Here is a 26,276-nt window from a genome sequence, read left to right as displayed (position 1 = left end):
CGCCTACTCGTTAATGAGCAGGCGCTTTGATTGCTGGTAGGTTAATGGGCAATGTCTAATTGCTGAGCAACCCGCTCAATCAAACCAAGACTGTGTTGGCCTAGCTGTTGAGCGGGGTGGCTCGCAGGCAGGTGTGCTACGTCGGTTGCAAAGGCTTGCCACCATGCGCGGTTTTGCTCAATGACCTGTTGTTCCAGCGCAGCCACTTGCTGCTGTGCCACTAACGAAGTATGCGCTAAGCCCAGCTGATAGACTAAATACGTTAGCACACGGCGTAGGCTGAACGGCTTATGCGCGCACAACATCAGTTTGGTAATACGTGTCAGAGTATGACTTTGCGGCGCCACGATGGGGATGTACTCTCGCAAATCAGCGAGATCAAATGGCAACGAGCTTTCGCTAATGGCTTTATTGCTCTTCACTTCAATGTGGTGATTACCCACCACCAGCGTCATCGGCACGGAAGTGATCCAATGGCTTGTTACATCAACAAAACCGTAGCCTAACAAGGTATCGACCGCATCGTAATGGTTATACCGCACTAATAGCTCACCATTATTTTTGTCAGAAGGCTGATGGAAGGTTCGCATAATCGGCTCACCACCATCTGCAGGCGTGGTAAAACCATCCGCGTCTAAATGATGGTTTAAGCAATCAATCACGGGGAACAGTACGGTTCGCGACCCTTGAACCCCACGCATATCCAATGCCTGCAGGTGCTGCTTGCGCAAACCAAACTGACGAGAGCCAATAAAACTGTCAACCAGCAACGTTTCATCGTCCCCAGCAGTGGCAAGATTTTGATAATGCGCAAAACGCTTGTCATGAGAACGTAGCGCTATTAGCTTCTGAAGCGCGGGCTCACCTTGCCATGTAAAAAACGGTAGACTATCGCGCCAAAGTGTGGGTTTACCGGTGACGTTATACAGTTCAATCATAGCCTCCATCATTTCATGATGATGGGAAAGCAGCGGCTTACCGTTAGGCTGGCAGAGAAAGTTGTTGCCTTGCAGCGTAATATCGAAGCATTGCACTTGAGGCATTATCGCAAGCGGTACCCGCAGGTAACTCGCCCGTGGTGAACCGGCTATACCGTGCAGGGAAAGGTTGCCTCCTTCTGCATGAATACGCAGCTGGGGGTGGAACCAGGCGCCATTTTTGCTGAGCAGCTCACAAATATGCCGCATAGGTGCCAGTGTCGCAGCCTCACCCGCCATGATCGGCAAGAACGTTTTGCGACCAGGGCCTTGCGGCGCGTGCGCTTCCTCCGCAGGCCGCTGCAGCAGCCAGTATCGCCGCTGGCTTAAGCCATCATCGCATAGGCTGCCTTCATCTAGCGTGGTGAATCCAGCACTCGCTACCGCTATAGCGGTAGACTCAATATCACCTTCCGGCTTTTGAGGATCACGGCTGCCAACACTTTCAAACAGTAGCACCCCACCAGGTTTACATAGCGCATTGACGCGTTCCCCTATATTTTCCTTAGGCAACGCCAACCAAGGGTGAACATCACTAACAATGACAAGATCAAAGGTTTCTTCGCTGTGCCACTGTTCAAAACTGGCCTGATGCAACTCAATATGTGAATGCCCCAGGTACTTGGCGACGGCATTACCAATGGCCACACAGGTCGCACTGGAATCCAACCCGACCCCCTTTGCCAGCTTGTCCGCCAGGCCCAACAAGAGGTAACCATGATTACAGCCGATATCCAATGCCGTCGCGTTAGCGGGCAGCCAGTCGCTAAGCCCATAGGCATCCAAACGGGCCACCGCCGGGCGGTTACCGGGAAGCATGAGCGGCTCGAACGCCTGATAAGGCAAGCCAAAATCATTAAAACATGGCGACAAACCTTTATCCGGGTAGTGCTGCCACAGGGCAAATACTTGCTGGTGCAACTGGGCCAACGCTTGATGGTCTAAATCGTCACTCTGGGCGAGAGTTTCACGCAGCTGCGTGTAGGCAGTGACCGTTTCCAACGAGTAAGGGTAGGTTGCACACGCCTGCCAGAGCGCATCTACCGCCGCCTGAAAATCGCCCACTGCGCACTTTGCCAAGCCTAAACCCACCAATAGCCGCGTGCGCCGCGGCCCTTGTTGCTCACCCAGTAGCGCAAAGGCCTGCGGGTATAACGCCAGGGCCTCGCTGCGCTCGTTATGGGTGCTAGCAAGTGCCAACTGCAGGCGTGCTTTAGCATCGATAAGTTCAGCGCGGATATCATTGGGCACGCTTATATCCGCCAAACGAAGGGCAGTGTCAGGACTGCCGAGGAGCTCTTCACACTGTTGCAGCGCGGCCTTTATCTCGCGGGGCTTTTGGCTACCTAGCCATGCAAAAACCCCCAGGTGTGCAACTGCCAGTGAACCGGCAAAGGTTGAAGCCAGTGTTTCGTGGGTGCGCTTGGCCAGCTTGGTCTGCCCAGCGCGCCACTGCGCCCACCCCAGTGCCAACCGATAGCGCAGATCGCGCTCGGTGCCGGTTTTCACCTGACTGCAAAGGGTAGCAAGTTCATTGAGCGCCTCTTGATGATTCCCCCAAAGGGAATGCGCTTGCCCAAGGTAATAGCGGGCCTCGCTTTCGTTTTCCTGTTTTTCCAACTGTTGACGCGCCATGCTCATAGCAGGCATTAGTCGCTGCGCTGACAGCATATTGGCTAACGTTTGCAAAGGGCGTGGTGGTCGTGAATCAAAGGTTAAAAACGCCGGCGCCTTATTAGCGGCTGCATCGTCAAGCGCTTGAGTATAGCCTCGAATGTACAGATAGCGTTCGGCTAGCGTGCTATCAACATCGGCCAATAGCTGGTAGGGCAGATCGTGAATACCGAAGTGGCTATCCAGCAAAAACGCCAACCGCTGGCGTTGCTGCGGGTTCAGCGCCGCCATGCGCTCCGGCGAGGGAATAAACAGCGCGTCGGCGCTGGCAAGCTGGGAAGCCTGGTGTTGGGCAATATCGTCACGCGCGGGCAGCAGGCTGCGATGCTGGGGGTTATGTAGACGATAAAAAGCAAACCCGTGACGGCTAGCCCAGTGGCTAATCTCGGTCAGCGTGGGCTGGCGTTCATGGGTAGGCTGAAAGACCACCCGCACTTGTAGCAAAAGGGTATCCACCAAGGTGCGCGTGCCATTCTCAAGCACGCCCAGGGCATCAGCGTATTCATCGAGTATCAGCCAATCCAGGCTGGCTAAACCTTCAATGCTATCCAGCGTTACAGTGCTAACCGGCAGCTTAGCGAGTACCTTGCTACCTTCACGCAGTGCAGCGGGCTGTTGTGGCTCGGCGAGCGGCGGCAAAGTGGCGCTCTGTCTTTCCTCTAAGGTGGCATACAGCGTCGCGGGTTTGCCATCGCCCAACAGGGCATTGGGCACATGCTGAAACTCTTCAATACCGGCAACGCTTTCCGCCGTTACCCGGCTTACCGGGTCGAATGCCACCACGGCAAGGGAGCGGGTGGCCATCAGCTCGCGGAAATCCGCCTGCCGAGGCAGTTGGGCGGCGTTATCCACCACCACTGCGCGCCCTTGAAGCTGCCAATGAAAGGTCTCATCCGGACGGCTGGGAAGGCCTTCCGCGTCCATTACCGCCTGGTAGCCTTCCAGCAGGGGAGCAAGGGCATCTTCCAATGCTGTGCTAAGCGCGGGCTGATCCCAGGGCTTAGGTGGCGGCAAGGGTGCCTCCTCAACCACATGGCGCTCCCAGGCAGATAGCAAACGCGAGGTCAACTGTGAGGGCGACGCCACCAGCGCTTGGTGATCCACCCAATATACCGGGTTGGGTAGCACGCTGGCCCAGTGCTGCCCTGCCAGTTCGTATGTGGCAATGGTTTGCCCCAGGGCGGGCAAGCTCTCTTGCTGCCATTCGCCGTGTTCCGGCGGCTGCATGTAAGCCGCCCAACCGGCGTCCATCACCTCACGGCGGCAAAACACTAGGGGCATCTGCGGTAACCATAGTCCCAGTAGCCCCAAATAAGGGGATAGGCTTGACACCTGGAGCAGCCCTGCAGGGGGCACTTGTGATGTCAGTGCTTTTAAGCATCCCTGTGCATCAGCGCGGCAGCGTGCCGGGGTCAGGTCATCTAAATAGGCGTTCAGGTCATTGTGGTAGGGCGCTAACACCTCGTTAATGTAGCTATCGACTATGTCATCGATCCGGGGTAACGCGCTGGCCGGTTGATGGCCTTGAGTAGCGGCTAATAGCGGGGCAAGGTAGCCAGCGCCATCGCCTGGAGTGCTCACCAGCAAGACCGCATCACGGTAATTCAGGCCACCTTCCTGGAGCAGCGCATAGCGTTCTGCGGTAAATAGCTCGCGGTTCTTTTTAAGCTCAAGCGATGGCTGCTCGACGAGGGCAGGAGACACCTGTGCCGCCAGACGGTTGGCCATTTGGTAGGCCTCAAACGCGGCGTTTGTATCGCCGCTTTGCCAGTAAGACTCAGCAGTTTGATAGGCGGAAACTACCTTGGAGGACGTTGTCATCGCATTACCCTTACACTTTATTAGACGCATTCTGCGTTAGCCTAGCATGGTGTATTGTTATTTAAGCGCAAAAAAACGGGGCCTTTCGGCCCCGTCGTTAACTGCTTTTAGCTTGCTAGCGCGATTAGCCCAGCAGAGACAGAACGTTCTGCGGCAGCTGGTTCGCCTGGGCGAGTACTGAGGTGCCCGCCTGTTGCAGGATCTGTGCACGCGTCATGTCGGCCACTTCTACGGCGTAGTCGGCATCTTCGATGCGTGAACGGGCAGCGGAAAGGTTGGTCTGGTTGGTGCTCAGGTTAGTGATCGCAGACTCAAAACGGTTCTGCACCGCACCCAGCTCGGAGCGTAGGCTGTCCACTTGTGACAACGCGGCGTCCAGTGCTTCTAGCGGGTTTTCTGTCTTGTCGCTGCCTGAGACAGCTTCTAAGGACAGTTTACCGTCTTCGTTGGCATAGATCTCGTTGGCAGCGCCATCGGTGATCTTGCCGTTATCGTTGACGTAGACAGACGCGGTTGCAGCAGCAGAAAGCGTGAAGTCGCCTTCAAAGCCTGATGTGAAGGACGCTGCGGAGTTAACAGTCACTGCATTGGCAGCATCGACGGCGAACTGTTTTGCTGCAGTAGCTGACCCATCGAGCGAGCCAGTATAAGCAAGAACATCACCCTCCATCTGCGTTTGAAGATCTTCAGCAGCAACAATCTCGTTTGAGACGTCTACAAGCGTCGCATCAGTGGAGGTAGATGTGCTGTACACAGTGCCATCTGCAGTGGTGATACTCGCAGCCAATGCCGGTGTACCAGCTGAGTCACGCGCAGCGAGTTCTGTTGCCAAGTCTTCCATGGTAGCAACACCGTTACCACCCGTATCGGTCACACTCAGTTCCTTCGTACCACCAGTCCCTGATAGATAGAGGCTTTCACCAGTAGAAGCTAGTGACAACGCGCCAGAAGAGGAAACGTTGACTTTCTGGGTTTCGCCACCCATTTCAACGGTCAGAGTGTTGGTTTCACCTGCAGAAGGCGTTAAGCCAAGGTCTGCTTTCTGCGCGCCAGCTGAACCATCAATTTTAACGTCTGTACGGTCAGCGCTGAAGGTACCAGCCGCTTTATCGTAGGTATATGTGCTGCCGGAAGCAGTCTCTTTAATAGTTGCGCCGTCTTCCAGGTTCTGGAAAACATCACCAACAGTAGAAGCGGTGTTGAAGGTAGCGTTGGTGTATTCGTTGGTGGTGCCTACCTGGGTGAACCCGTTGGCAGCCAGGTCTTGAGTGGCCGCTTTGCTGTTAGGGGTACCGCTGGCGTTGATGTTGAAACCTTTCAGGCCCAACGTCTCGGCATTGATTTGTTTCAGGTTGACTTCAATGGTTTGGCCGTCGTCGGCGCCCACTTGAATCTTCAGGCCATTATCACTTGCCAGCACTTTAGTGCCGTTGAAGTCAGTCTGCTCAGAGATACGATCAATTTCGCCTAGTCGCTGATTGATTTCGTCCTGAATGGAGTCCAAGTCATCCGCTGAGTTGGTGCCGTTTTGTGCCTGAACGGACAGCTCACGAATACGCTGAAGGTTATCGTTCACCTGATCCAAACCGCCTTCCGCAGTTTGTGCAACGGAGATACCGTCGTTGGAGTTACGCTGCGCCTGTGCCAGACCAGTGATCTGAGAAGACATACGGTTGGCAATGGCCTGACCCGCTGCGTCATCTTTAGCGCTGTTGATACGCAGGCCTGAGCTCAAACGCTCCATTGAGGTTTGCAGAGCATTTTGCGATTCACGCAGGTTCTGCTGACCGATCATCGATGTGATGTTAGTGTTGATCACTGCCATGGGATGATACTCCTTGCTTTGGACACTGGCCCTGGGGCCTGCTTTCGGCCACTGTTTGTGCCGTTATATTAATTAACGGCAGCGCGAGAGGATTCTTTAGGGGAAGTGGTAAAAAAAGATGTAAATGTTGGTAACTGAATAGTGAGGGTTTTCATGCTTGGTCGAGATGGCCGCAGTGAGTCTGAGTTGGCTTCACTAGATTTGCGATGACACCGCGCTTTGGTCGCGAGCTAAAGCTGCCTCCCACAATGACAAAACAGCGCTGAGCGCTGTTTTGTCATATTAAAAAAATGCCTGCTGAGATAGCTCTACTTTTTGCGGCCTAGTTGATAATCGAGCGCATCAAACTGCTGGGTGAGATAGGAACTCATACTGTTCATTTGTGCCACCATGACATCAAGTTGGCTAAACTGGCTGCGATAACGAGATATAGTGGCATCAATTGATTTTTCCATGCGCTCATAGCGAATATCCAGGCTTTTTACCTGGTTTTCCGCACCGGTCTTAGCCCCCTTAAGCACACCGTTATTGCCTAGCATCTGCTCAACAGAAGCTTCCAGTTTGCCAGCTAAGCCTCCCTCGGCTTTATCGCCCGCAAAAAAAGCACTAAGTGCTTGAGGGTTATTCGCTACCAGATCGCTTAGCTTGGCATCATCGGTTTTTAATGTACCGTCGCGCTGTAAAGAAATACCTAACTGAGTCAAGGTGGAGAGTTCCCCCCCCTCCACGCCTCCCGTTAATGCGCTACGTAGGCGTGACTCAATAGTACGCACGGCACTATCGCCCAACAGCTGCGCTGCAGTGCCCGTCTCGCTATCAAACGCCGTCAATTTACCAATGGTGCCTTTTAAATCGTTGAACGCTTTTACAAAGCCGTTAATCGCTTCACGCTGTTTAAGAGTGTCGCGTTCCACCTTCACCGTGCTGGTGGCGGTTTCACCCTCGGCAATGCTGAGTTCGCCAAGATTCAGGGTAACACCTTGTATCGCGCCTTCGATTTGGTTCTTGTTGCTCGTAATAACGATGCCATTCACGTTTAGCGACGCATCTTTGCCTTGCTGCTTGGCACCCACTTCTGTTGCCTCACCGAATGGCCCGGTGACGGGGGCATTGGCGGCGTCGACAAAACTAAAACTATGGATAGACGCGTCAACACCGGTTTCTTTAGAACTTAGCGCCAGCCGGTAGCCTTGGCCGTCGTTAATAATAGTGGCGTTAACACCGGAGTCTTTGTTGGCATTAATGGCATCACGTATATCGTTTAATGAGCTGTTAGCGGCTATATCAATATCTACCGACCCATCCGCGCCAACTGCACCAAAATTAAGTTTGAGCGTAGTAGCGCCCTGTAAGTCAAGCGGTTGGTCATTGGTGCCCACGCGGGCAGAGGCGAGCGTACCAGACGTTGCCAACTGACTGACTTCTACCCGGTAGCTACCCGGCAGTGCATCCGCCTTGGTAGTGGCGGTGATGCCATCACCCCGCACGCTGGCGGAAAGGCTTTGGTAAAGCTTGGGGTCGTTGATTTTTGCTAACGAATCCTGAAACGCGTTTAACGAGGTCTGTAATTGGCCGTAGGCAGAAATTTTGGCCTTCTGCTGCTCTTTTTGAAGTGTAATCGGGGCGAGCTTGCCACGTTCTGCGTCTTTTAATTGATCCAACAGACCGGTCAAATCAAGACCCGAACCAACGCCAAGGGAGGTTATCGTCGCCATGCTGGGTATTCCTCAGTGCAAAAGGCTAAACCAATAGGATTGCGCTCCGTGGTGCCTGCGCAAAATCTTGTTAACAAACCTATCGACTGAACAGAGGGCGACTTTAGCGCTTTTTCATCAGCTAATATGGCTATATTTTTTTTATGAATAAAAACGCCTGCTTGGCGCAGGCGTTTGGCAATGTTCACTAGCCGCTTACAAGTATTAATCACGGCCTAGCTGTGCATCCAGCGCATCAAACTGTTGGGTGAGATAGCTACTGGTTTGGTTCATTTGCGCAATCATGCCATCCAATTGGCCAAACTGGGTGCGATAACGAGACATCGTGCTCTCAATTGATTGCTCCGTGCGGGCATATTGTTCAACTAACGATGCTTTGCGATTTTCCGCCCCTGTAATTGCGCCTGACACTCGGCCATTAGAACTCAGCAATTGCTCGATAGTAGTATTAATTTGCCCAGCCATGCCCGTCTCATCAGAACCACCGGCGAAAAACTCAGAAAGGGCGCCTTGGTTATTCACAATGGCATTGTCGAGCTCGTCGGAATCGATTTCTAGCTGACCATCACGCTTTAACGAAATACCGATATCGCTAAGTACTGAAAACTGCCCATCTGAACCGCTGCTAAGTGCAATCCGCATGCGCGATTCGACGGTACGCACGGCGCTATCTCCCAACAACTCACCCGCCTCGCCAGTTTCGGAGTTGAAGCTGGTTAGATCACCAATCTTATCTTTAAGATCGTTGTAGGCATTCACGAAACCCGTTACAGCTTCACGAACTTTTAGCGTATTCTGCTCTACGTTAACGGTGCTCTCGCCTTCTTCTTGGAGGTTCAGCGTTACACCCTGGATAGCGCCTTCAACCTGATTAGTGGAGCTGGTGATATCAATGCCGTTAACGGTAAGCGCCGCATCGGTTCCCAACTGTCGAGTATTTGCCGTATCGGCAGCAAAAGGCGCCGCACCATCAAAACTGAAATTATTAATAGACTCGTCCGCACCGGTTTCGCTAGAGCTAAGCGCCAGGCGGAAATTGGTGCCGTCATTAACAATAGTCGCGTTGACGCCCGAACCTTCAGTGGCATTAATCGTATCGCGAATATCTTCTAGCGTACTGCCTGAGGCAATATCGATCTCTTGGGTGGAGCCATCGGCAAAGTTTAAGGTTAATGTTTGGTCAGCCGTTGTAATTGCCTCATCGGCAGCGGTCACCCCGTCGGAGGCAAGCGTGCCGCGAGTCGCTAAGGTGTCAACGATAACGTTATAGCTACCTGGCTGCGCTTCACCGTCTGCTGTGGCCGTAATTGCTTCGCCATCTACGTTGGTAGAAAGGCTTTCATAAAGCGTGCTGTCGTTCAGTGCATCCGCGGCGTCTTGAAACGTTGAAAGCGCACTTTGCAGCTGCCCATAGGCTGAAATTTTGGTCTGCTGGGTTTCCTGCTGCTTAAGAATTGGAACAAGCTTCTCTTCCTCGGCCTCTTTCAACTGATCTAATAAGCCATTGAGATCTAAGCCTGAGCCAATACCAAGTGATGTAATGGAAGCCATACTTTACCGTCCTCTTTTATAACGTCATCACGCTACTGAATTACACTGCTCGTGAAGAAATTTATCATAGTAGTTGTTAATGACTATCGACCATTTACAATTAAACTTAAATCTTTTTTAGCTCACCACTTAATGGTGGCTTCTCTCGTGACTGTTCTCGTGGCTTCTCCGCCCCACCCCTATGTACCGCAAACCCGCTTCTTCAACCGCGCTGGGCGTGTACAAATTACGCCCATCAATTACGACTTTTTCAGCCAACTGGTCGGCTAGCCAAGCGAAATCGACACTGCGAAACTCTTTCCACTCAGTGCAGATCACCAGGGCATCGGCACCTTTCACTGCCTGAATCCGATCGCCTGCCAGCATTAGATCATCCCGCTCGCCATAAATGCGTCGGCATTCCGCCATGGCTTCAGGATCAAACGCCTGCACCTTGGCGCCCGCTTGCCAGAGTGCTTCCATCAACGTGCGGCTAGGGGCTTCGCGCATATCGTCTGTGTTGGGTTTAAAGGCCAAGCCCCAAACGGCAATAGTCTTGCCACTTAGACTGCCTAGGTTGTCTTGCAGTTTTGTGAACAGGGTTTGCTTTTGACGCAAATTAACCGATTCGACGGCGCTGAGCAGTTCCGGCGTATAGCCTAGCTGACGCGCGGCACGCTCTAACGCTTGGACATCTTTGGGGAAGCAAGAGCCACCGTAACCACAGCCAGGGTAGATAAAGTGGTAGCCAATACGTGGGTCGCTGCCAATCCCTCGGCGTACGTCTTCGACATCCACCTCAAGCCGTTCGGCAAGATTGGCGATCTCGTTCATAAAGCTGATTTTGGTGGCAAGCATGGCATTGGCGGCGTATTTGGTTAGCTCGGCAGCCCTCACGCTCATAAACATCAGCTTTTCGTGGTTGCGGTTGTAGGGGGCGTAGCACTCTTGCATATGCGCTTTCACCCGCTCGCTTTCTGTACCGACGATAATCCGCGCGCCACGGGTAAAGTCATCTATCGCTGCCCCCTCCTTCATAAACTCAGGGTTCGAACACACATCGAACGCGAGCGATACACCGCGTTGTTCGAGCACATCGCTGATAGCAGCGTGGACTTTTTCTGCAGTGCCCACCGGCACGGTAGACTTATCAATCACTAGCTTATAGCTATCCATATGCTGGCCGATGGTGCGCGCCACCTCGAGCACATAGCGCAAGTCGGCACTGCCATCTTCATCGGGCGGCGTTCCCACGGCGATAAACAGCAGTTCGCCATCGGCTACCGCCTGGGCAGCGTCGGTAGTAAAGCGTAAACGGCCAGCCGCCACGTTATGGGCAACGATAGTGCTTAGCCCTGGCTCGAAGATCGGCACCTCTCCGCCATTAAGCTGATCAATCCGATCAGCGTTAACATCCATACAGGTGACTTGATGACCAACATCGGCTAAACAGGCGCCTGCGACAAGGCCGACATAACCGGTTCCGAATACACTGATATGCATGACTTATTAACTCGCTAAAATACGTGGTAGCGAGCGTAGCACATTGACCTACCGTTGATGAGTTCAATAGTGGGAGATTCTCTCTAAACTATAGACCTTGGTCTAACATCGACTTTGGTTTATAATGCGCTGCAACAAGCCCGACTTGGTGCTGACCGCAGGAGAACATGCTATGACTCCGAGACTTATGACTTCAGAACCTACGCCTCCAGAACTGACGAAAGAACGCTCTACTCCATCGTCTTATGGGCCATCGACCACCGCAAACGTTCAACGTAGCCTTCGCCAGTGTTTATCGATTGCCGCTGAGCTGCTGTACGATCATGGTCATGTACTTGAAACCATTACCCTTCCCCAGCGCGGCTTAGCCCGCCGCGAGTTGTCGGCACTTAGTTCTGCCACGCCCACCTGGGCAACCTGCCAACAGGTGATGGAAGCCAGTGAGGCAGCAACCTTTAATGAGTATGGCCGTTTTGTATTAACCTGCCTTGGCCGCGAATTGATGTTTGATATGTTTGGCCAAGGGGCCGCTGACTGCGCCTAATCCCTCTGCCACCAAGCACTGCTGCCCTAAACAGCTGATCAAAAAAAACGCCCATAAGCGAAAGCTTTGGGCGTTTTTTGCTTGGTCTTATGTTCTTCAGGCTCGTTTTTAAAGCCTGACCCTATAAGACCTAGTTCTATGTAGCTTAGCGCAGGCCGAGCATTGACAGAATGAACAGCACAACCACGATAAGGCCAATAATGTAGATAATATTACGCATAGGGCACTCCTTGCTTATTGCGTTTTAGGGAAATCAAAGGCTTGCTTACCCATTAGCCAACACCTCCAGCCTAGCAGGCTTTTCCTGCTTTTGCGTAATGTCGCTGCATTTCCCTCTTAGAAAGTGGCTGGATTAGCGTGGCCGCATTGATAGCGTTATCCGAGGCGCTGGCGGTTCTCATCGAATGCTCGCTGAATCATTTTCTGCTGCTTGGCATCGATTTCTAATTCACGGCAAAGGGACGACCATTCGGAAAGAGCATCAAGGGTTTGCTCAATATAGAGATCCGGGTTTAAGTAGCTGAAGGAAGCACAAACCTGATTGAGCTTTTTACGGGTAGCCAGGCCTGCCCCACTGAAAGATGTTGTATGCTCATCTGCGTAGCCCCGGACAGGGGCATAAGTCAGGTCATAAGCCGGCGCTAGTGTCCATCGACCTTGGTCATACAAAAAAGCAAAGTTCTTAGCGTGGTCATCGTGATTATGGGTAAGGGCGTTGAACACCATCAACCTCGCCATGCGTTCAACGTCTTCTGCGTGGCGGGTAAAAGCGTTGGTTGCTTTGAGCAGATCTGAATAGTCCAGCGATGGAGCGCTGTAATCGGCATAAAGAATGCCGCTAGCGGTCATCATATGGATTTTGCGATTACCGTTACGATCAAAACGCTGAGTAGAAAAGAATCGCTCGGTTTCCGCTGAGGAGTTGATCTCAATCAGCTTGCTCGCGGCCATTTTCACCCCAGCACGTTCTGCCAACACCGAGTAGGCGTATTCAATGGCGCCGGTGTCGCGATGCTCGGTTGGCGCACGGAATTTCACTAGCCAATGTTGATAACCCGCAGGAAGTTCCTGAAAAGATGTACTGCACTGCTTACCATCAGAAGATAATGCAACGATCACCTTGGGTCGGGCACCTGCCGGGGAACCACCGGCCAGGCGCAGAGCATCAAGAGTGGCCGCGGTTTCACCTTCGTAGACAGCGTTTGCTGCCTGATAGAGTTGGGCTAGGTCAATATTATCTTCGTCAGTGGTACGCTCAATAACGGGACGATACTCCAGTGCTCCCATTCCCCTGTCGGCCATATAAGCCAGCCGATTAAGAGGAGAAATATCTCTCCGGTCTTTCCCATGCTCGGTCAGGAAATAGCGATCCATGAGCAGCATTCCCCAGCCATCAGGCAGCGAGTCAGCAAATGCTCCTGGTAGACCAGCAAAAAGAAGTGGATCCGGCGCCTTCTGTGGTTGGGTAGTAAAATCCATGTTCAGAGGCGACAAATTGAAGCCTTCCGCTACCCAATGGGGGTGGTAGGCAAAGTAGATGCCCTGCCGGCTAGCGACCAGTTCCCCCACAGGATTACCTGCTAACAGTACCTCTACTGTATTGATACGCTTCATTTTCGCCCCCGGACACGCCCTACCTGCTTGATCTCTTCAAGTGAGATGGGGTGCTCATGCTTGAAGAGCTCGGCAATTTCGCGTGTGGCACCCAGCGCTGTGGCAATGAGCACTAGGCCATCGAGAGTTATTTGCCCACTGGATTCGAATCGTTTAATGGTGGACTCGGAAACACCCGCCATCTGCGCCAAGGTTTTACGGGAAAGGTTCTGCGCCAGTCGCGCTTCTCGTGCATTGGCACCGACCTGCTGGGACAGTTCACCAGGGGCAAGTAGAGAGTGCGTCAGGGCCATAGAAACCTCTAAATAATGGCTCATTTATAATCCATTATACACTAAAAATGATTATAAAATATCAAATGTGATCCTTTAAGGCACTTGGTTCCAGGCTCAGAAAGTACTACCTAGCCTTACTTCTAGCGGTTATTTGCTGTGGAACCTCTGCGACTTCTAAACCTCGAACCGTTGCCTCTTATACCGAAGGTGTTGCGATGCGCGCTACTGCTTTGCTTGTTTCGTTTGCTGTTACTTCGTTGTTACCCACCGCCTATGCAGCCGCTAATGAACCTTCTGCAAACACACTCCAGACGCTAGACCGGCAAACCCGCCAGCTAAACCGCGTGCACAGCGTGGTAGTGGCCTATGACGGTGAGATTATCCACGAGCTTCACCAAGGTGGGCCGGGGGTGGCGTCGCCTACCAATATTAAATCGCTGTCCAAAACGGTGCTGGCTGCCATTACGGGTGCAGCGATTGAAACGGACATCATTGAATCCGCTGAGCAACCTATGGTGGCGCTGTTTGGCGAGCATCTACCGCGCGGTATTGATCCGCAAGTTGGGGATATCACCGTGGCGCATCTGCTCGCCCAGCAGGCTGGGCTTGAGCGCACTTCTGGCAGCAACTATGGCGCCTGGGTGGCCAGCGCCAACTGGGTGAACGATGCGATGACGCGCCCATTCGTGGATGAGCCGGGTGGGCAGATGCTCTATTCCACCGGCACCAGCCATCTACTTTCCGCCGCACTCACCCACGCCAGCGGCGAGACGACCCATTCCCTTGCCCAGCGCCTATTGGGTGATCCGCTTAATATCACCATTCGCCCCTGGCTACGCGACCCCCAAGGGATCTACTTTGGCGGCAACGATATGCAGCTCTCGCCACGAGCACTCATTGAGGTAGGCGAGCTGTATCGTAATGATGGCGTCGTAGTGAATGAAGCAGGAGGCGAGCAGCGCGTTCTGCCGGAGGGTTGGGTGGAAGAATCATGGCAACCGCGCGGTACATCGCGCTGGACGGGCGACGGATACGGCTATGGTTGGTTTATTACGCAGTTGTCAGGCGAAGACGTGTACTACGGACGTGGCTACGGCGGCCAGGCACTTTACGTTATTCCAGAGCGTGAGATGACCGTAGCGATCACCTCAGACCCTAACCCACCCTCGCCGGGCGGGCAGTTCCAGCAGCGGTTGAACAGGCTGGTAGAAGGCTTGCTAGCTGAAAATGACGAGTAGCACAGCCAGGTCGCGGGTGCGCTTACTCGCCTTTATGGCCTAGGCTCATCAAGTAGAGCGCGGCTGCCAGCGCCAGCACTGAAAGCGCTAAGTAGATAGCTTCCAGGGGCGTGGCAAAACGGATATCCACCACGGCGCGGAAAAACTCAATGATCACCGCTAGAATCACTACCCGGGCGATTTTATCTTTCAGTTGGTCTAATGAAGCGACGTTAAACGGGTGGCGCAGATTACTCGCTTCGGCTTGGTCAATGCGGGAGACAAACAGTCGGTAAACGCCTAAGCCGAAAATCAGCAATACGATGGCAATCAGATAGATGTCCACCGCAATGATGATATCGGGCACTAGGCTGTCGTGAATGTCCTGGGTGCCACCCAATAGGTAGTAACCCATCACGTCGGCGACTACCTTGAAAATATCCACGGTGCCGACGATAAACAACATCAACGAACCCAATAAGCTGGGCACGACCGCCAGCATGACCAAAAAGCGCGAATTCCACAGCGCTGTTTCAATGCGTCGCTCCCAGCGATTCTGGCTCTCGGGGGGGTTAGGCGGCGGCGTTGAAACCGGATCAGTCATGGCATACTCCTGTTGTTATATAAAAGTTGTTATATAACGCTGCTATATCAGACTCATCGTGATCAATACACAGGTGGCGACGAACAGCACGAACCCCAGCAGTAGCACGATACCATCACGGGCAACCAAGCCTAACCCCAGCAGGGTAAGCGCAAGCCCCGCTCCGTTGGCCGAAAAGGGAATAAACTCCATCGGCGGCATGGCCAAGGCAATCAATAAGCACATCAAGGCAGTTACCCGGATACCGATGTAGCCCGTCAGCCAAGGTAATCGCACCCGCAATAGTCCATCTATCCAGCGGGCAGGCTTTTTCATCAGCTGAATGCCTTTATCAAACTTTTGACGGGAGAGAGAGCGTTTTAGCAACCAACGGGGCAGCCAAAACGCCTCACTTCCCGCTAGTAACTGTACGGAAACCAGCAATACCAATGCGGCCATTAAGGTCGGCATGCCGGGTATATCGCCAATGATCGGGGTGAGCGTAATCAGCCCGGCAACCAGCAGCAGCGGCCCAAACGAGCGCCGCCCAACGGCGTGAACAACATCGTCAACGCTGACCCGCGAAGCATCCTGCTCCATACGCTCAATCGAGCTAATTAGATCCATTAAATTCGAGTCTTCGTTGCGGTTATGCATCGGGTTTATTGCGCTCCTCTACGTGCAGTTTGGTACGGATAAAATCGCTATGGCTAACATACAGTAAATCCGCCAAGCGACGAATACGGTGCTCTTCAAGCGGGTCAACGCTGCCATCGGCCCAGGCCAGCTGCCACATTTGCGCGACCAGCTCACAGCGCTGGTCATAGTTATAGTGCTCTTTGATCAGGCTAACAAACTGGTAATGATCGACGGCCTCATCCACTTCTGTTTGTGCCAACGTCATCAGCTCTTCCACATCGCTAGCGCTGAGCTGGTAGCGCTCGGTCAGCATAAGGCGCAGCGCGGCAAACTCTTCATCGGTGGTGTCATAATCGGCGCGGACGATTTCACACAGCAGTGCTGCGGTGGCCAGTTCCAGGGTAAGCGTTTGATTTTCGCGCTGCTCGGGTTGCGCCAGCGAGCGCTGGAAGAAATCACTAATGGCGTTCAGCATTTTACTCTCCATTTATAGCTACCGACTTCTGACCGTACTTAAGCCTTGAAGTGCATTCATAGATACTTGGTAACTATTAAGTACGAGTTGCGGAAGCGCTTAGGGCATACCCAAATGAGTATCACTGAGTGAAAAACCATTATTAAGCGGAATCGAGTAGGAAGGGGAGTCGCCTCCCCTGTCCTCTCACACCACCGGGCATACGGTTCCGTACCACGGCGGTTCATGCAGAACGTTTAAGCCATCTTACCGTATCCAGTACCGAGATCAGTCCCTGGTCATAAAACCATTTCCTCGGCAGGGCCTGATTCATGTGCGAAGCCCCGGCATTCCACCAGGGGCCTCGACCGTTCCCCGCCGATTTCCAGGCGCGGTGCCCGTCTAGGCCTAGCCCTCGCAGCTTCCGACGCCGAGTCGATGGGCGTTTCCATTGTCGCCAGATCAGGCCGCGTAAGCGCCGCCGTATCCATTGATCCAGTGCTTCCAAGGGGCGTTTCACATCAACAAGATTGAAGTAGTTAGCCCATCCTCGTAGGACTGGCCTCAACCCTTCGATTACCCGTTGGATGTTACGCCCCCTGCCACGTTTCAGGATCTCACGGACACGCTGCATCATGCGTGTCAGGCTTGTCTTGGCGAGCGTCAGTTTCGACTGCTTGTGCCGAGTGAGGCTGTAGCCCAGATATCCGCGTAGCCATGGCCGATCCACCGCACTTTTACGGCGATTGACCGTCAGCCGAAGTGAGCTCTCGAGATACTCACTCAAGCTGCCCATGACCCGCTCGCCTGCTCGTCGGCTCCGTACATAGATTTGTACATCGTCGGCGTAGCGGCAGAAGCGGTGGCCTCGGCGTTCCAACGCCTTGTCCATGTCGTCCAGCAGGATGTTCGCCAGTAGCGGGCTGAGGGGCCCGCCTTGGGGTGTCCCCCGCCGCCTCGGCGTGGGCAAGCCATGCTGGAACATACCCGCCTCCAGATAGCGACGGATCAGACGCAGTACACGCTTGTCGTCAACGCGCCGCGCGACCCGTGCCATCAGCAGGTCGTGATTCACTCGGTCGAAGAAGGCTTCCAGGTCAAGATCGACCACCCAGCGGTGACCGGCGGTGACGTGGGCCTTCATGGCCGAGACGGCCTGCTTGGCGCTCCGCTTGGGGCGGTAGCCGTAACTCGACTCGGAGAAGCCCGGGTCGAAGATCGGCATCAGTACCTGGGACAGCGCTTGCTGGATTAGGCGGTCGGTAACCGTGGGAATACCGAGCTGCCGCGTCCCACCCTTGGGCTTAGGGATCGTGGTTGCTCGGATCGGGCTGGGGTGGTACTGATCGGCCAACAGCCGCTCGCGCAGCGTTGGCCAGTACTGCTTCAGGTGGTCAGCCAGTTGATGCACCGTCATGCCATCGACACCCGGTGCGCCTTTGTTGGCCACCACCCGACGGTAAGCTCGCTCCATGTTTTCCGGGTCAACGACCCGTTCCATGAGCGAGGTTGGCTCCGCTTTCGTCCACGATAACGACGCCGGGCTGGTCTCGACGCTCACCGGCTGGGACTCGGGGTACTGCCCCTGCCCCTCTGGGTGAGTGACGGTATTAGCGTCATGGTCTGTCTTCATGATCGATCCTCGAGACGTTATCGCCTACTCGCGGTTCTTCATGTTCGGCCCTTGGTGCCGTGGTGAACCGGCACTTACTATGGCCTCGGCTGACGTCTGGTGATCCCTCCCGTCGCCTCTCGACGACGGTAGCACCGTGGCAGACCACCAGACCTCCCAGGGTAAGACGCGCGACCTTCCCGCTTATGCCTGTCGGATTTACATCATGGCGTTCCGTGCAAGTATCGGGCTTTGGTGAGTGTAGCCACCTTACCCCGCCATGACGCCTCGTATCCGCTTCCTGTTCGTCAGGCCAGCGTTTTGCCTCGGGCTGCCTTCAGATTCCCCCTCGCGAGGGACACCCTTGCCGTCGGCTAGCACTTCCCCTTGCAGGGCGTGCAGGGGACTTTCACCCCCAAGTCATCCTGAAGCACCACCCCCAGGAACAGCGCCGGTCAAGGCGCTGCGCGCCATGCCTGGCGCACCACACATAGGGCAGCCTCAGGGGCTGCCCTCTTTAGTGCGATAAGTGAGGATACTGACTAGCAGGTTATTGCTTATGAAGCAGAGTTTCCAAGCTATCTGCCGTCAGAATCTGTACTACCCACTCGTCTAGCTGCGTGTCTGAAGCCAATGTCAGGCGCTGATCTGCCCAATCGGGCATCTCACCAAACTTCAAGGCGATTTGCTTACGTAACGTACCTTCCACTCCTTCATGACGCCCTTCTTGACGCCCTTCTTGACGCTCTTTTTCTCGCTCAAAGCGCTCAACAGTGTTGACATAAGGCATGTGTTTTTCCTCCTGTATGGCGTAAACCGCCTGGACAAACTCAGACTCCAGAGCTCTCGGCAGCTGGAGCATCCAGTCGATGATATTGAACAACCGCACAATCTGTTCACGGCTGTAGCCTCGTTCATACAGCAGCCGAATGAGAGCAATCTTGACATCCTTACGCGTTGCACCGTCCTTCAATCGCTTAGCGTAGATCTGGGCCATGACCACCAGCGCAAAGACGTTATCGCTTGCTTCGAGCTTCGTCCAGTTTGCTTCCCAATCCATCAGTTTAGCCGTGGGGAAGGTAAAGGTCAGCTCGCATCCCCAGCGCTGATAGCGAAAAGTGGTGGGCCGGAAGCTATCGCGGATATCTGCCAACACCGCCAAGCTCACCACATCCACCCCGTAGCGGTCACGTAGCCGGTACTGATAGGTGTACATTCGCTCAGAAAAAGCCTCCTCCGGCTCCCCCTGCACCTCAACATGGATCAGAACCCAAGTCTCGCTGCCGTCCTGTGCATAGACCTTGATCAGCTTATCGGCGTAACGCCTGCCACTGTTGGCACCCGCTGTGATCTGCTGTAACTCCTTATCGAGAAAGCTAAAGCCTTTCGACCAATCCACTTGTTCATGAATGGCTGGGAACAGCAGATCCAAAAATTCTTGGCAGTACCCATCAAGCGCCATTTTCCAAGGACTGTCGTGGTCAGCAGGCTGGGAGGTATCCGCTTCGCTCATGCAAACTCCTATTCCACTACTCAAATGCTAGCACAGTGGCGCCTAGCTAGCGCGATACCCCTTCATGCTATCTGCACATCAACAAAAAAAGAGCTCTACTGACTAGATGCCCTTACCTCAATCCTTCTTGGTAAGCTGCTCTCTTAACTGCTTGGGCACTTGCTTGATAATCAGGCGATCCTGAGTGGCGTCATACTCGATACTTGAGCCCAGCAGGTGCGAATCAAAGCTAATCGAAACGCCACCCGCTCGGCCGGTAAAGCGGCGGAACTGGCTCAAGGTGCGCTTATCGGGAGGGATCTCCGGCGAGAGCCCGTAATCGGCGTTGCGAATATGGTCGTAAAAGGCTTTCGGCTGCTGTTCGTCCACCAGCCCAGAAAGCTCTTCCAAGGTCATTGGCTCGCCACGGCGAAGCTGTTCATTGGCGTAGTCCACCAGCGTGTCGGTTTTTTCTCGGCTCACCTCGTCGTCGTAATCCTCTTTCTCGACGTAGTCGCTAAACGCTTTCAGCAGCGTGCGGGTTTCGGCCGGGGCATCGACGCCCTCTTCCATACCCAGCAATGTGACCAAACCCTCAGCGAGTTTTTTACCGCCGCGATCTTTGAGGAACGAGACATACTGGGCATTCGGTGCCTCGCTCTGCCATTGGGTAAGGTTGATACGCGCCGCTAGGGTAAGCTGGCTGGTGTTGAGCTGGGCAGCAGGCACCGCGTGGTGGTCATCATTAATGCCAATCCCTTCGCGCTGGTGCACCAATGCCATCAACAGTGTTTCAGTATCACCCTGGCGCTGGTGGCTGAACACTAAGTAACCACTTACTGACAACTGTTCCTGAAGCTGCTTGGCGAGCCGCTCAGCCAGTTCAACAGAAAGCTCAGAAAAGCTTTTATCGCCCGCCAAATAGTCGCGCAGCCACATGGCAAGCGGCCCTGCCTGTTCACCCTCTTCGGCAAAGCGCCCCCAGCCTTTGGGCTTGGTGTTGTAGGTGTCATTGAGCGCACCCACCAGGGTCGCCATCACTGAGTCGTCACTGGGCGCTGCCTGCTCTGATTGAGGCGCAGCGGTTAGGGTTAGGCGCTCACCGTCAAGCGTCGGATCGAGGCGGTGCACAATACTTTGCAGTAGTGGCATAAAGGTCTAATAGCTTCCAGTGTTTAAAAAAAGAGTCAGGGTTTGAGGCGGTAACCGGTACGGAAAATCCAGCCAATGGCGACCAGGCAGGCCGCGAGAAAGAGGGCAATCATGCCCACACTCGCGGCAAGGCTTACATCGCTGATACCGTAAAAGCTCCAGCGAAAGCCGCTCACCAGATACACCACGGGGTTTGCCAGGGTAATGGTTTGCCAAAACGGCGGCAGCATATCAATGGAGTAGAAGCTGCCACCCAAAAAGGTCAGCGGGGTGATCACTAACAGCGGCACCAGCTGCAGTCGGTCAAAGCCATCGGCCCAAATGCCGATGATAAAACCCAGCAGGCTAAAGGTGACAGCCGTCAGCACCAGAAAGAACAACATCCAAAACGGGTGGGCGATTTCCAACGGTACAAACAAGCCCGAGGTCGCCAAAATAATCGCCCCCAGCAGAATCGATTTCGAGGCCGCCGCCCCCACGTAGCCGATCACAATTTCTAAATGCGAGATAGGCGCCGACAACAGCTCGTAAATACTGCCAGAAAACTTCGGAAAGAAGATGCCGAAAGAGGCGTTTGAGACGCTTTGGGTCAACAGCATCAACATAATCAGACCCGGTACAATAAAAGCGCCGTAACTAACGCCGTTAACCTCGCTGATGCGTGAGCCGATCGCGGCACCAAACACCACAAAATAGAGCGACGTGGAGATGACCGGCGAGACGATGCTTTGCAGCAACGTGCGGCGCGTGCGGGCCATTTCCGCCATGTAGATAGCGCGAACAGGGTGAAGGTTCATGCACGCTCCTTTGGGTTAACCAGGTCGACAAAAATATCTTCAAGCGAGCTTTGCCGAGTATTCAGATCTTTAAAGGTGACACCCTCTCGCTCAAGTGCGGTCAATAGCTCCGAAATCGCGTGACCATCCTCTTCCTGGCTACCGTCGTAGGTATAGATCAGCTCATGCCCTTCAGCGGCCAGGCTTAGCTCAAAGCGCTGCAGGTTTGCAGGTATCTCTGCCAGCGGGCTGTGCAGGTTCAGGGTTAGCTGTTTGCTGCCCAGTTTGCTCATTAACGCCGCTTTTTCTTCCACCAGCACCAGCTCACCGCGATTAATAACGCCGATGCGGTCGGCCATCTCTTCGGCTTCTTCGATGTAGTGGGTCGTCAAAATAATCGTCACGCCGTTATCGCGTAGCTGGCGCACCACTTCCCACATATCCCGGCGCAGTTCAACGTCGACCCCTGCAGTGGGCTCATCCAAAAACAGTATGCGCGGCTCGTGGGAAAGTGCTTTGGCAATTAGCACACGGCGCTTCATGCCACCCGAGAGTGTCATCAAGCGGTTGTTGCGCTTATCCCAAAGTGCCAGCGATTTAAGCACTTTTTCGATATGCGCAGGATTGGGCGCTTTGCCAAACAGACCACGACTGAAACTGACGGTGTTCCAGACGGTTTCAAACGCTTCGTTGGTCAGCTCTTGGGGCACTAACCCAATGCGCTCGCGGGCTTGGCGGTAGTGGGTAATATTATCGAACCCGTCTACCAACACATGACCAGCGGAGGGGTTAACCAAACCGCAGACCACACTAATCAACGTGGTCTTACCTGCGCCATTGGGGCCAAGCAGGGCAAATATCTCGCCACGGTGGATAGTTAAATCGATATGGGTCAACGCCTGAAAGCCACCCTCGTAGGTTTTGTTCAGGCCGTTAATAGTAATAATCGGGTCGTTCAAGGCGTACTCCTCACGTTGCGGTCGAATGACCGCAACGCTTGACGGCCTTTTAGGCGCAATTAAGAGCGTTTGGTTAGGAAAAGTTAAGTGCGTTCGGTAATTTCCAGTAGATGGTAACCAAACTGGGTTTTCACTGGGCCGTGTACTTGGCCTACTTCGTCGTTGAAAACAACCTTATCGAACTCGGGTACCATCTGGCCGGGGCCAAAACTACCGAGATCACCACCTTGACGACTAGAGGGGCAACTGGAGTGCTCTTTAGCGACTTCAGCAAAGTCGCGGCCATTTTGAATTTCTTCTTTCAGTGCTAGGCACTGCTCTTCACTGCTGACCAAAATGTGGCGGGCGCTGGCGCGTGTCATAGGTTACTCCTAACTAATGATGTTCTGAGGGGTCATTCGGGGCGGTAGTTTACCACGGCTTACCCAGGGCTCCGCTATAACGCAATGCTTCGCCCACACGGGCCAAGGCGTGTTCGTGATCGCTTACCGACTCTGGCCCGCGAGTACAGGTGACAATCACCCAGGGCCCTTGTGTTGCCATATCCGCGTTAGTGCGCTCGGCTATACCGGCATCGCAGCTACGCCGCTGCTGAGTGCCGGTTTTATGAGCGAAGCTTATACCGCTTCCCATACCCGCCTTAAGACGCTGTTTGCCGGAACGGGTTCGCTGCATAAGCGCCAACAACGTTTGCCGCTGCTCGTCATTTAAATCATCCATGGCACTTCCTTGTTGAACAGAGTGCAGGCTGGCGAGCAGGTCGCCAAAGGCGCTTAGGGTGCCCACGTTTTCACCACTGGCTTCGTAAGCATCAAACGCATGGTCGTAATCAGGCTGGGTGAAGGACGCCGTACTAACGCCTAGCACGCGGGCTAACGCCTGCCCGCGCTGACTCACCGAGTGCTGACGCAGGGCGATAAAATCCATCCCGCCAAGCTCCCGAGCGTCAGGGTGGAGTTCACCGTAAACGCCTTGGCGTACGCCGACCAGTTTAGAGATAGGGCCTATCTCATCAGGGTTACCACCGCTTGCGGCAATCATCGCACGGGCGCGTGCGTTAACTACCGCCAGCCCCACGCGGTCAATCAGCATATCGGTGGCGGTGTTATCGCTGACGGTAATCATCTGCTCCATCAAGTAACGGATAGAGATAGGCGTGCCAGGGTCGTGCCAATTAGTGGGGCCCGCGCCATCGACAAAGTCACTACGCGCAAGCGTTAACCGATCATCCAACGTCAGCGTACCTATCTGTCGCTCTGCAAGCACCTGCGCTGCCACCGGTATTTTAATCAGCGAGGCTAAATACCAAGAGTCATCGGCGCGCCATGAAAACGCTTCACCACTGGCGAGGTTTTGTACATAAACACCCAGCCGTCCCTCAAAGATGTCTTCGATAGCCTTCAAGCGCGCGGTTAAATCGCCCTGCCAGGTGCTCTTTTTATCGACTTCATAGTACCAATGAGCATCGTACCAATTTGTATCGTATTCATCTGCATGAGCAGGGAGCGCTATAATCAGCGCTACTGCCACCAGCCCACGTTGTATCCAGTGTCGCAAATCATAACTCCAGCAGTTATTAATCGCTTTTAGCGGTGGTTAGCCATCCAACGGGTCAACCAAATCCACCCCGCAGCGCCAAGTATTAACAGCCCGCCTACGCCAAGCGCCTGTGGATAGGTGTACATTCCCTCGCCTTCCCACAAAAAGCGCAGCACTAAAAAGATCATCACAATATGGAAAATAAACGCTTTAAGGGCATCTGAACCGACCATCGTCAGCGGCAAAAGTGCCTTCGCGGCTTTGGCGCCACCGGCTAAAGCGAGGGCTAACAGCACTAGTGCACCACCCAAGCTAAACAGCATAAACTCAAGCCCTGGCGGGTGTTTGCCGACATTGTTGGCCACCGCCAGCATCGCCGCATGCACATCGCCACTGATAAACGCCAACGCATAAAACCCCGCCACCATCATCGTACCCAGGCTCAACAGAGTGAGTACTAAGCGGCGCCGTTTGGCGGAGTCGAAGTAGCAGCGCAGCAACGCTTCGCCGATGAGTAGGCCCACCAAAATCAACGGCGCGCGACTGATCTGCCCCCAGGTGTAATGGTCTTCATGATCCACCAGCAGCGCCTTCAGAATATCGTTGCCACCAAACGTAAGGCTTTGCAGCCAAATAGTGAGTGCGGTTAATGCACCAATGGTGGCGAGTCGACTCCAGAGCGGCGCCCGCGCCCAGAGCGGCAGAATCAGCGGCACCCAAAGCAGCGCGATGGCGTAGAAGCCTAAGATTTCGACCCAAATGGCAAATCGGCCATAGCGCAACGCATCGACGATCTCGCTGGGCGAGTAGAACGGCAGCATCTCAATGACAAGGAGCGCTTTGTACCAGAACCACACTTCTACAGCGCGCAGCCATAGCTTTAACCGGCGCTTAGGCCAGTCATCGCTTTGAGTGTGGGAAAGAAACGCCACCGCCAGGGCAATACCAAACACCACAATAAACAGCGAAGAGGAGAATTTAGTCAGCAAATGAACCGGCACCATCCCCCAATCGGGTACATTGCGAATGCCGACTAACCCACTGACTGAATGGCTAATAATCATCAAGCCGATGGCTATACCACGGGCTAGGTCAATCGCCGCTATGCGGCCCTCGGCCTTGGGCAGTTGGGGCTTGTCTGTCCATTTTAAGGGCGACCAGTTCAGGGGCATCGAGACATCCTTGTGGGTAGCGTTCTCAAATTGTTAAGCGCGCCGATGCTTAACACCTTAGCGCGAAATTATATCGTGCGCTTTGGTTGATACTGTTAACGGCCACATACAAAGATGCCCCGCAGTTGGCGGGGCATCTGTCGGCTCATCCTTGAGCCCGAGAAAAGTTATTCCTTAAAGATTGCAATTACCAGCCGGAATCATCCTCCTCTTCATCGGTGGCGGGTACTTCTTGCTCCTCTTCCTCTTCTTCGTAAGTGAATTCTTGCTCTTCCTCTTCATACTCAGTGCCTACATCCGAACCTTTATCTTGCTCAGTGTCGTAGCTGTTGTAGGTACCTTGATCATCCTGCGTCGTTTCTTCTTGCGGGGTCGGTTCTTCGTACTCGTCACTGCTGTCCACTTGAGCAAACGCAAGTGGGCTGGCCAACAGGCCAAATGATACACCTAGGATGCCAAGTTTCTTGAGAGATTCCGTCTTCATCATGATACTGCTCCTATCAAACGTTGCTACTTAAACATCTGTGCGAGCATCGCACTGGGTTTAATGAGTAAGAGCGTCAGATCGTCCTACCTGTTCCACTCTTACCTACTGCATTGCAGTGCCCGTGCCAGCCTGTGCCAATAGTTAACAAAAAGCATTGTTAAACAATTGCTTATATGTTTTAAACACACACCAACCCTTTGATTTTATTAATAAAAACTAGTCTTATACTGTTTAAAATAGACACATGATCCCCGGTTAATCATGCAATCGGGGCAACAAAGTGAAAGTGACTTACTCGTAAGCCATTTCTTCGAGCTCTTTCCCGCGCGTCTCTTTGACGAAGTAGATAACAAAGAAGACAGAGGCAACGGCACTGATCGCATAAAACCCGTAGGCCCCAAACAAGCCAATAGATGCCAGCATGATCGGGAAGGTCATGGTGATACCGAAGTTGGCTAGCCATTGGAAAAGACCGGCAATCGCCAGCCCCGAGCCGCGCATTTGATTGGGGAACATTTCACCCAGCATGACCCACATCACCGGCCCCCACGAGGCGTTAAAAAACAGCACATAAAGGTTGGCGCACAGCAGCGCAAATACGCCCATATCACTCGATAACTGTAGGCTGCCATCCACCATCGTCGCTGTAGAAAACGCATAGGAGAGGCACGCCAGTGTCCCCGCCATGCCAACCGAACCACCCCAAAGCAGCGGCT

22 protein-coding genes are annotated in these 26,276 nt (G+C 53.8%); 2 read left to right on the top strand and 20 right to left on the bottom strand.

All coding sequences use genetic code 11. From position 1 onward, the window contains the following. Positions 1–41: 41 nt before the first annotated feature. The 5 genes from HALA3H3_RS12610 to HALA3H3_RS12590 form a co-directional block, all read right to left on the bottom strand. Complete coding sequence (locus HALA3H3_RS12610; RefSeq protein ID WP_053856974.1) at positions 42–4,472, bottom strand: class I SAM-dependent methyltransferase; 4,431 nt, start codon at positions 4,470–4,472, stop codon at positions 42–44. Positions 4,473–4,596: 124 nt separating this feature from the next. Beyond that, a complete protein-coding gene (locus HALA3H3_RS12605) occupies positions 4,597–6,297 on the bottom strand; it encodes a flagellin N-terminal helical domain-containing protein (protein ID WP_022521966.1) in 1,701 nt (566 codons plus the stop codon). Positions 6,298–6,605: 308 nt separating this feature from the next. Further along, positions 6,606–8,012, bottom strand: a complete 1,407-nt coding sequence (gene fliD, locus HALA3H3_RS12600; protein ID WP_022521965.1) for a flagellar filament capping protein FliD — start codon at positions 8,010–8,012, stop codon at positions 6,606–6,608. A 204-nt stretch (positions 8,013–8,216) separates the two neighbouring features. Then, positions 8,217–9,563, bottom strand: a complete 1,347-nt coding sequence (gene fliD, locus HALA3H3_RS12595; RefSeq protein ID WP_022521964.1) for a flagellar filament capping protein FliD — start codon at positions 9,561–9,563, stop codon at positions 8,217–8,219. Positions 9,564–9,692: 129 nt separating this feature from the next. Continuing rightward, complete coding sequence (locus tag HALA3H3_RS12590) at positions 9,693–11,045, bottom strand: UDP-glucose dehydrogenase family protein (protein ID WP_022521963.1); 1,353 nt, start codon at positions 11,043–11,045, stop codon at positions 9,693–9,695. Between the two features lie 172 nt (positions 11,046–11,217). Between HALA3H3_RS12590 and HALA3H3_RS12585 the strand changes: the two genes are divergently transcribed. Beyond that, a complete protein-coding gene (locus HALA3H3_RS12585; RefSeq protein ID WP_022521962.1) occupies positions 11,218–11,589 on the top strand; it encodes a hypothetical protein in 372 nt (123 codons plus the stop codon). Between the two features lie 375 nt (positions 11,590–11,964). Here the strand turns inward: HALA3H3_RS12585 and HALA3H3_RS12580 are convergent, their stop codons facing one another. Next, positions 11,965–13,203 (bottom strand): type II toxin-antitoxin system HipA family toxin, encoded by a 1,239-nt coding sequence (locus tag HALA3H3_RS12580; protein WP_022521961.1) that lies wholly within the window; start codon positions 13,201–13,203, stop codon positions 11,965–11,967. Continuing rightward, complete coding sequence (locus HALA3H3_RS12575) at positions 13,200–13,520, bottom strand: helix-turn-helix domain-containing protein (protein WP_230805795.1); 321 nt, start codon at positions 13,518–13,520, stop codon at positions 13,200–13,202. Before HALA3H3_RS12575 ends, HALA3H3_RS12580 begins: the two co-directional genes overlap by 4 nt. Before the next feature lie 173 nt (positions 13,521–13,693). Here HALA3H3_RS12575 and HALA3H3_RS12570 point away from each other — a divergent pair, with 173 nt between their 5' ends. After that, positions 13,694–14,716: a serine hydrolase domain-containing protein gene (locus HALA3H3_RS12570; protein WP_022521959.1), complete on the top strand. Its 1,023-nt coding sequence runs from the start codon at positions 13,694–13,696 to the stop codon at positions 14,714–14,716. 22 nt (positions 14,717–14,738) lie between these two features. On the opposite strand, the gene HALA3H3_RS12565 is transcribed toward HALA3H3_RS12570, so the two are convergent. The 13 genes from HALA3H3_RS12565 to HALA3H3_RS26130 all read right to left on the bottom strand — a co-directional run. Further along, complete coding sequence (locus tag HALA3H3_RS12565) at positions 14,739–15,299, bottom strand: YqhA family protein (protein WP_009287524.1); 561 nt, start codon at positions 15,297–15,299, stop codon at positions 14,739–14,741. 42 nt (positions 15,300–15,341) lie between these two features. After that, complete coding sequence (locus HALA3H3_RS12560) at positions 15,342–15,935, bottom strand: exopolysaccharide biosynthesis protein (protein ID WP_009287523.1); 594 nt, start codon at positions 15,933–15,935, stop codon at positions 15,342–15,344. Next, positions 15,928–16,392, bottom strand: coding sequence for a tellurite resistance TerB family protein (locus HALA3H3_RS12555; RefSeq protein ID WP_022521958.1), 465 nt, complete (start codon positions 16,390–16,392; stop codon positions 15,928–15,930). Before HALA3H3_RS12555 ends, HALA3H3_RS12560 begins: the two co-directional genes overlap by 8 nt. Before the next feature lie 223 nt (positions 16,393–16,615). Continuing rightward, positions 16,616–18,004, bottom strand: a complete 1,389-nt coding sequence (gene ltrA / locus HALA3H3_RS12550) for a group II intron reverse transcriptase/maturase (protein WP_022521957.1) — start codon at positions 18,002–18,004, stop codon at positions 16,616–16,618. A 529-nt stretch (positions 18,005–18,533) separates the two neighbouring features. After that, positions 18,534–19,496, bottom strand: a complete 963-nt coding sequence (locus tag HALA3H3_RS12545; RefSeq protein ID WP_022521956.1) for an RpnC/YadD family protein — start codon at positions 19,494–19,496, stop codon at positions 18,534–18,536. 117 nt (positions 19,497–19,613) lie between these two features. After that, complete coding sequence (locus HALA3H3_RS12540; protein ID WP_022521955.1) at positions 19,614–20,627, bottom strand: nucleoid-associated protein; 1,014 nt, start codon at positions 20,625–20,627, stop codon at positions 19,614–19,616. Between the two features lie 35 nt (positions 20,628–20,662). Next, on the bottom strand, positions 20,663–21,424 hold the full coding sequence (locus HALA3H3_RS12535; RefSeq protein ID WP_009287521.1) for an ABC transporter permease: 762 nt from the start codon (positions 21,422–21,424) through the stop codon (positions 20,663–20,665). Further along, positions 21,421–22,362, bottom strand: coding sequence for an ABC transporter ATP-binding protein (locus HALA3H3_RS12530; RefSeq protein ID WP_022521954.1), 942 nt, complete (start codon positions 22,360–22,362; stop codon positions 21,421–21,423). Before HALA3H3_RS12530 ends, HALA3H3_RS12535 begins: the two co-directional genes overlap by 4 nt. 83 nt (positions 22,363–22,445) lie before the next feature. Next, positions 22,446–22,724, bottom strand: a complete 279-nt coding sequence (locus tag HALA3H3_RS12525; protein WP_007112840.1) for a peptidylprolyl isomerase — start codon at positions 22,722–22,724, stop codon at positions 22,446–22,448. 49 nt (positions 22,725–22,773) lie between these two features. Then, positions 22,774–23,919, bottom strand: coding sequence for a serine hydrolase (locus tag HALA3H3_RS12520; protein ID WP_022521953.1), 1,146 nt, complete (start codon positions 23,917–23,919; stop codon positions 22,774–22,776). Positions 23,920–23,948: 29 nt separating this feature from the next. Beyond that, positions 23,949–25,073, bottom strand: a complete 1,125-nt coding sequence (locus HALA3H3_RS12515; RefSeq protein WP_022521952.1) for a heparan-alpha-glucosaminide N-acetyltransferase domain-containing protein — start codon at positions 25,071–25,073, stop codon at positions 23,949–23,951. A gap of 187 nt (positions 25,074–25,260) precedes the next feature. Continuing rightward, the gene (locus HALA3H3_RS12510; RefSeq protein WP_022521951.1) at positions 25,261–25,560 is read right to left on the bottom strand and encodes a hypothetical protein; all 300 of its coding nucleotides are present in this window, start codon (positions 25,558–25,560) and stop codon (positions 25,261–25,263) included. Positions 25,561–25,851: 291 nt separating this feature from the next. Continuing rightward, positions 25,852–26,276, bottom strand: a 425-nt coding sequence (locus tag HALA3H3_RS26130) for an MFS transporter (protein WP_144410456.1), incomplete at its 5' end; no start/stop codon positions are given.

It is taken from the genome of Halomonas sp. A3H3 (assembly GCF_000982975.1).
Taxonomy (GTDB): domain Bacteria; phylum Pseudomonadota; class Gammaproteobacteria; order Pseudomonadales; family Halomonadaceae; genus Vreelandella; species Vreelandella titanicae.
Note: the sequence above shows the minus strand (reverse complement) of the source record. Positions and strands in the feature narration are given on the sequence as shown.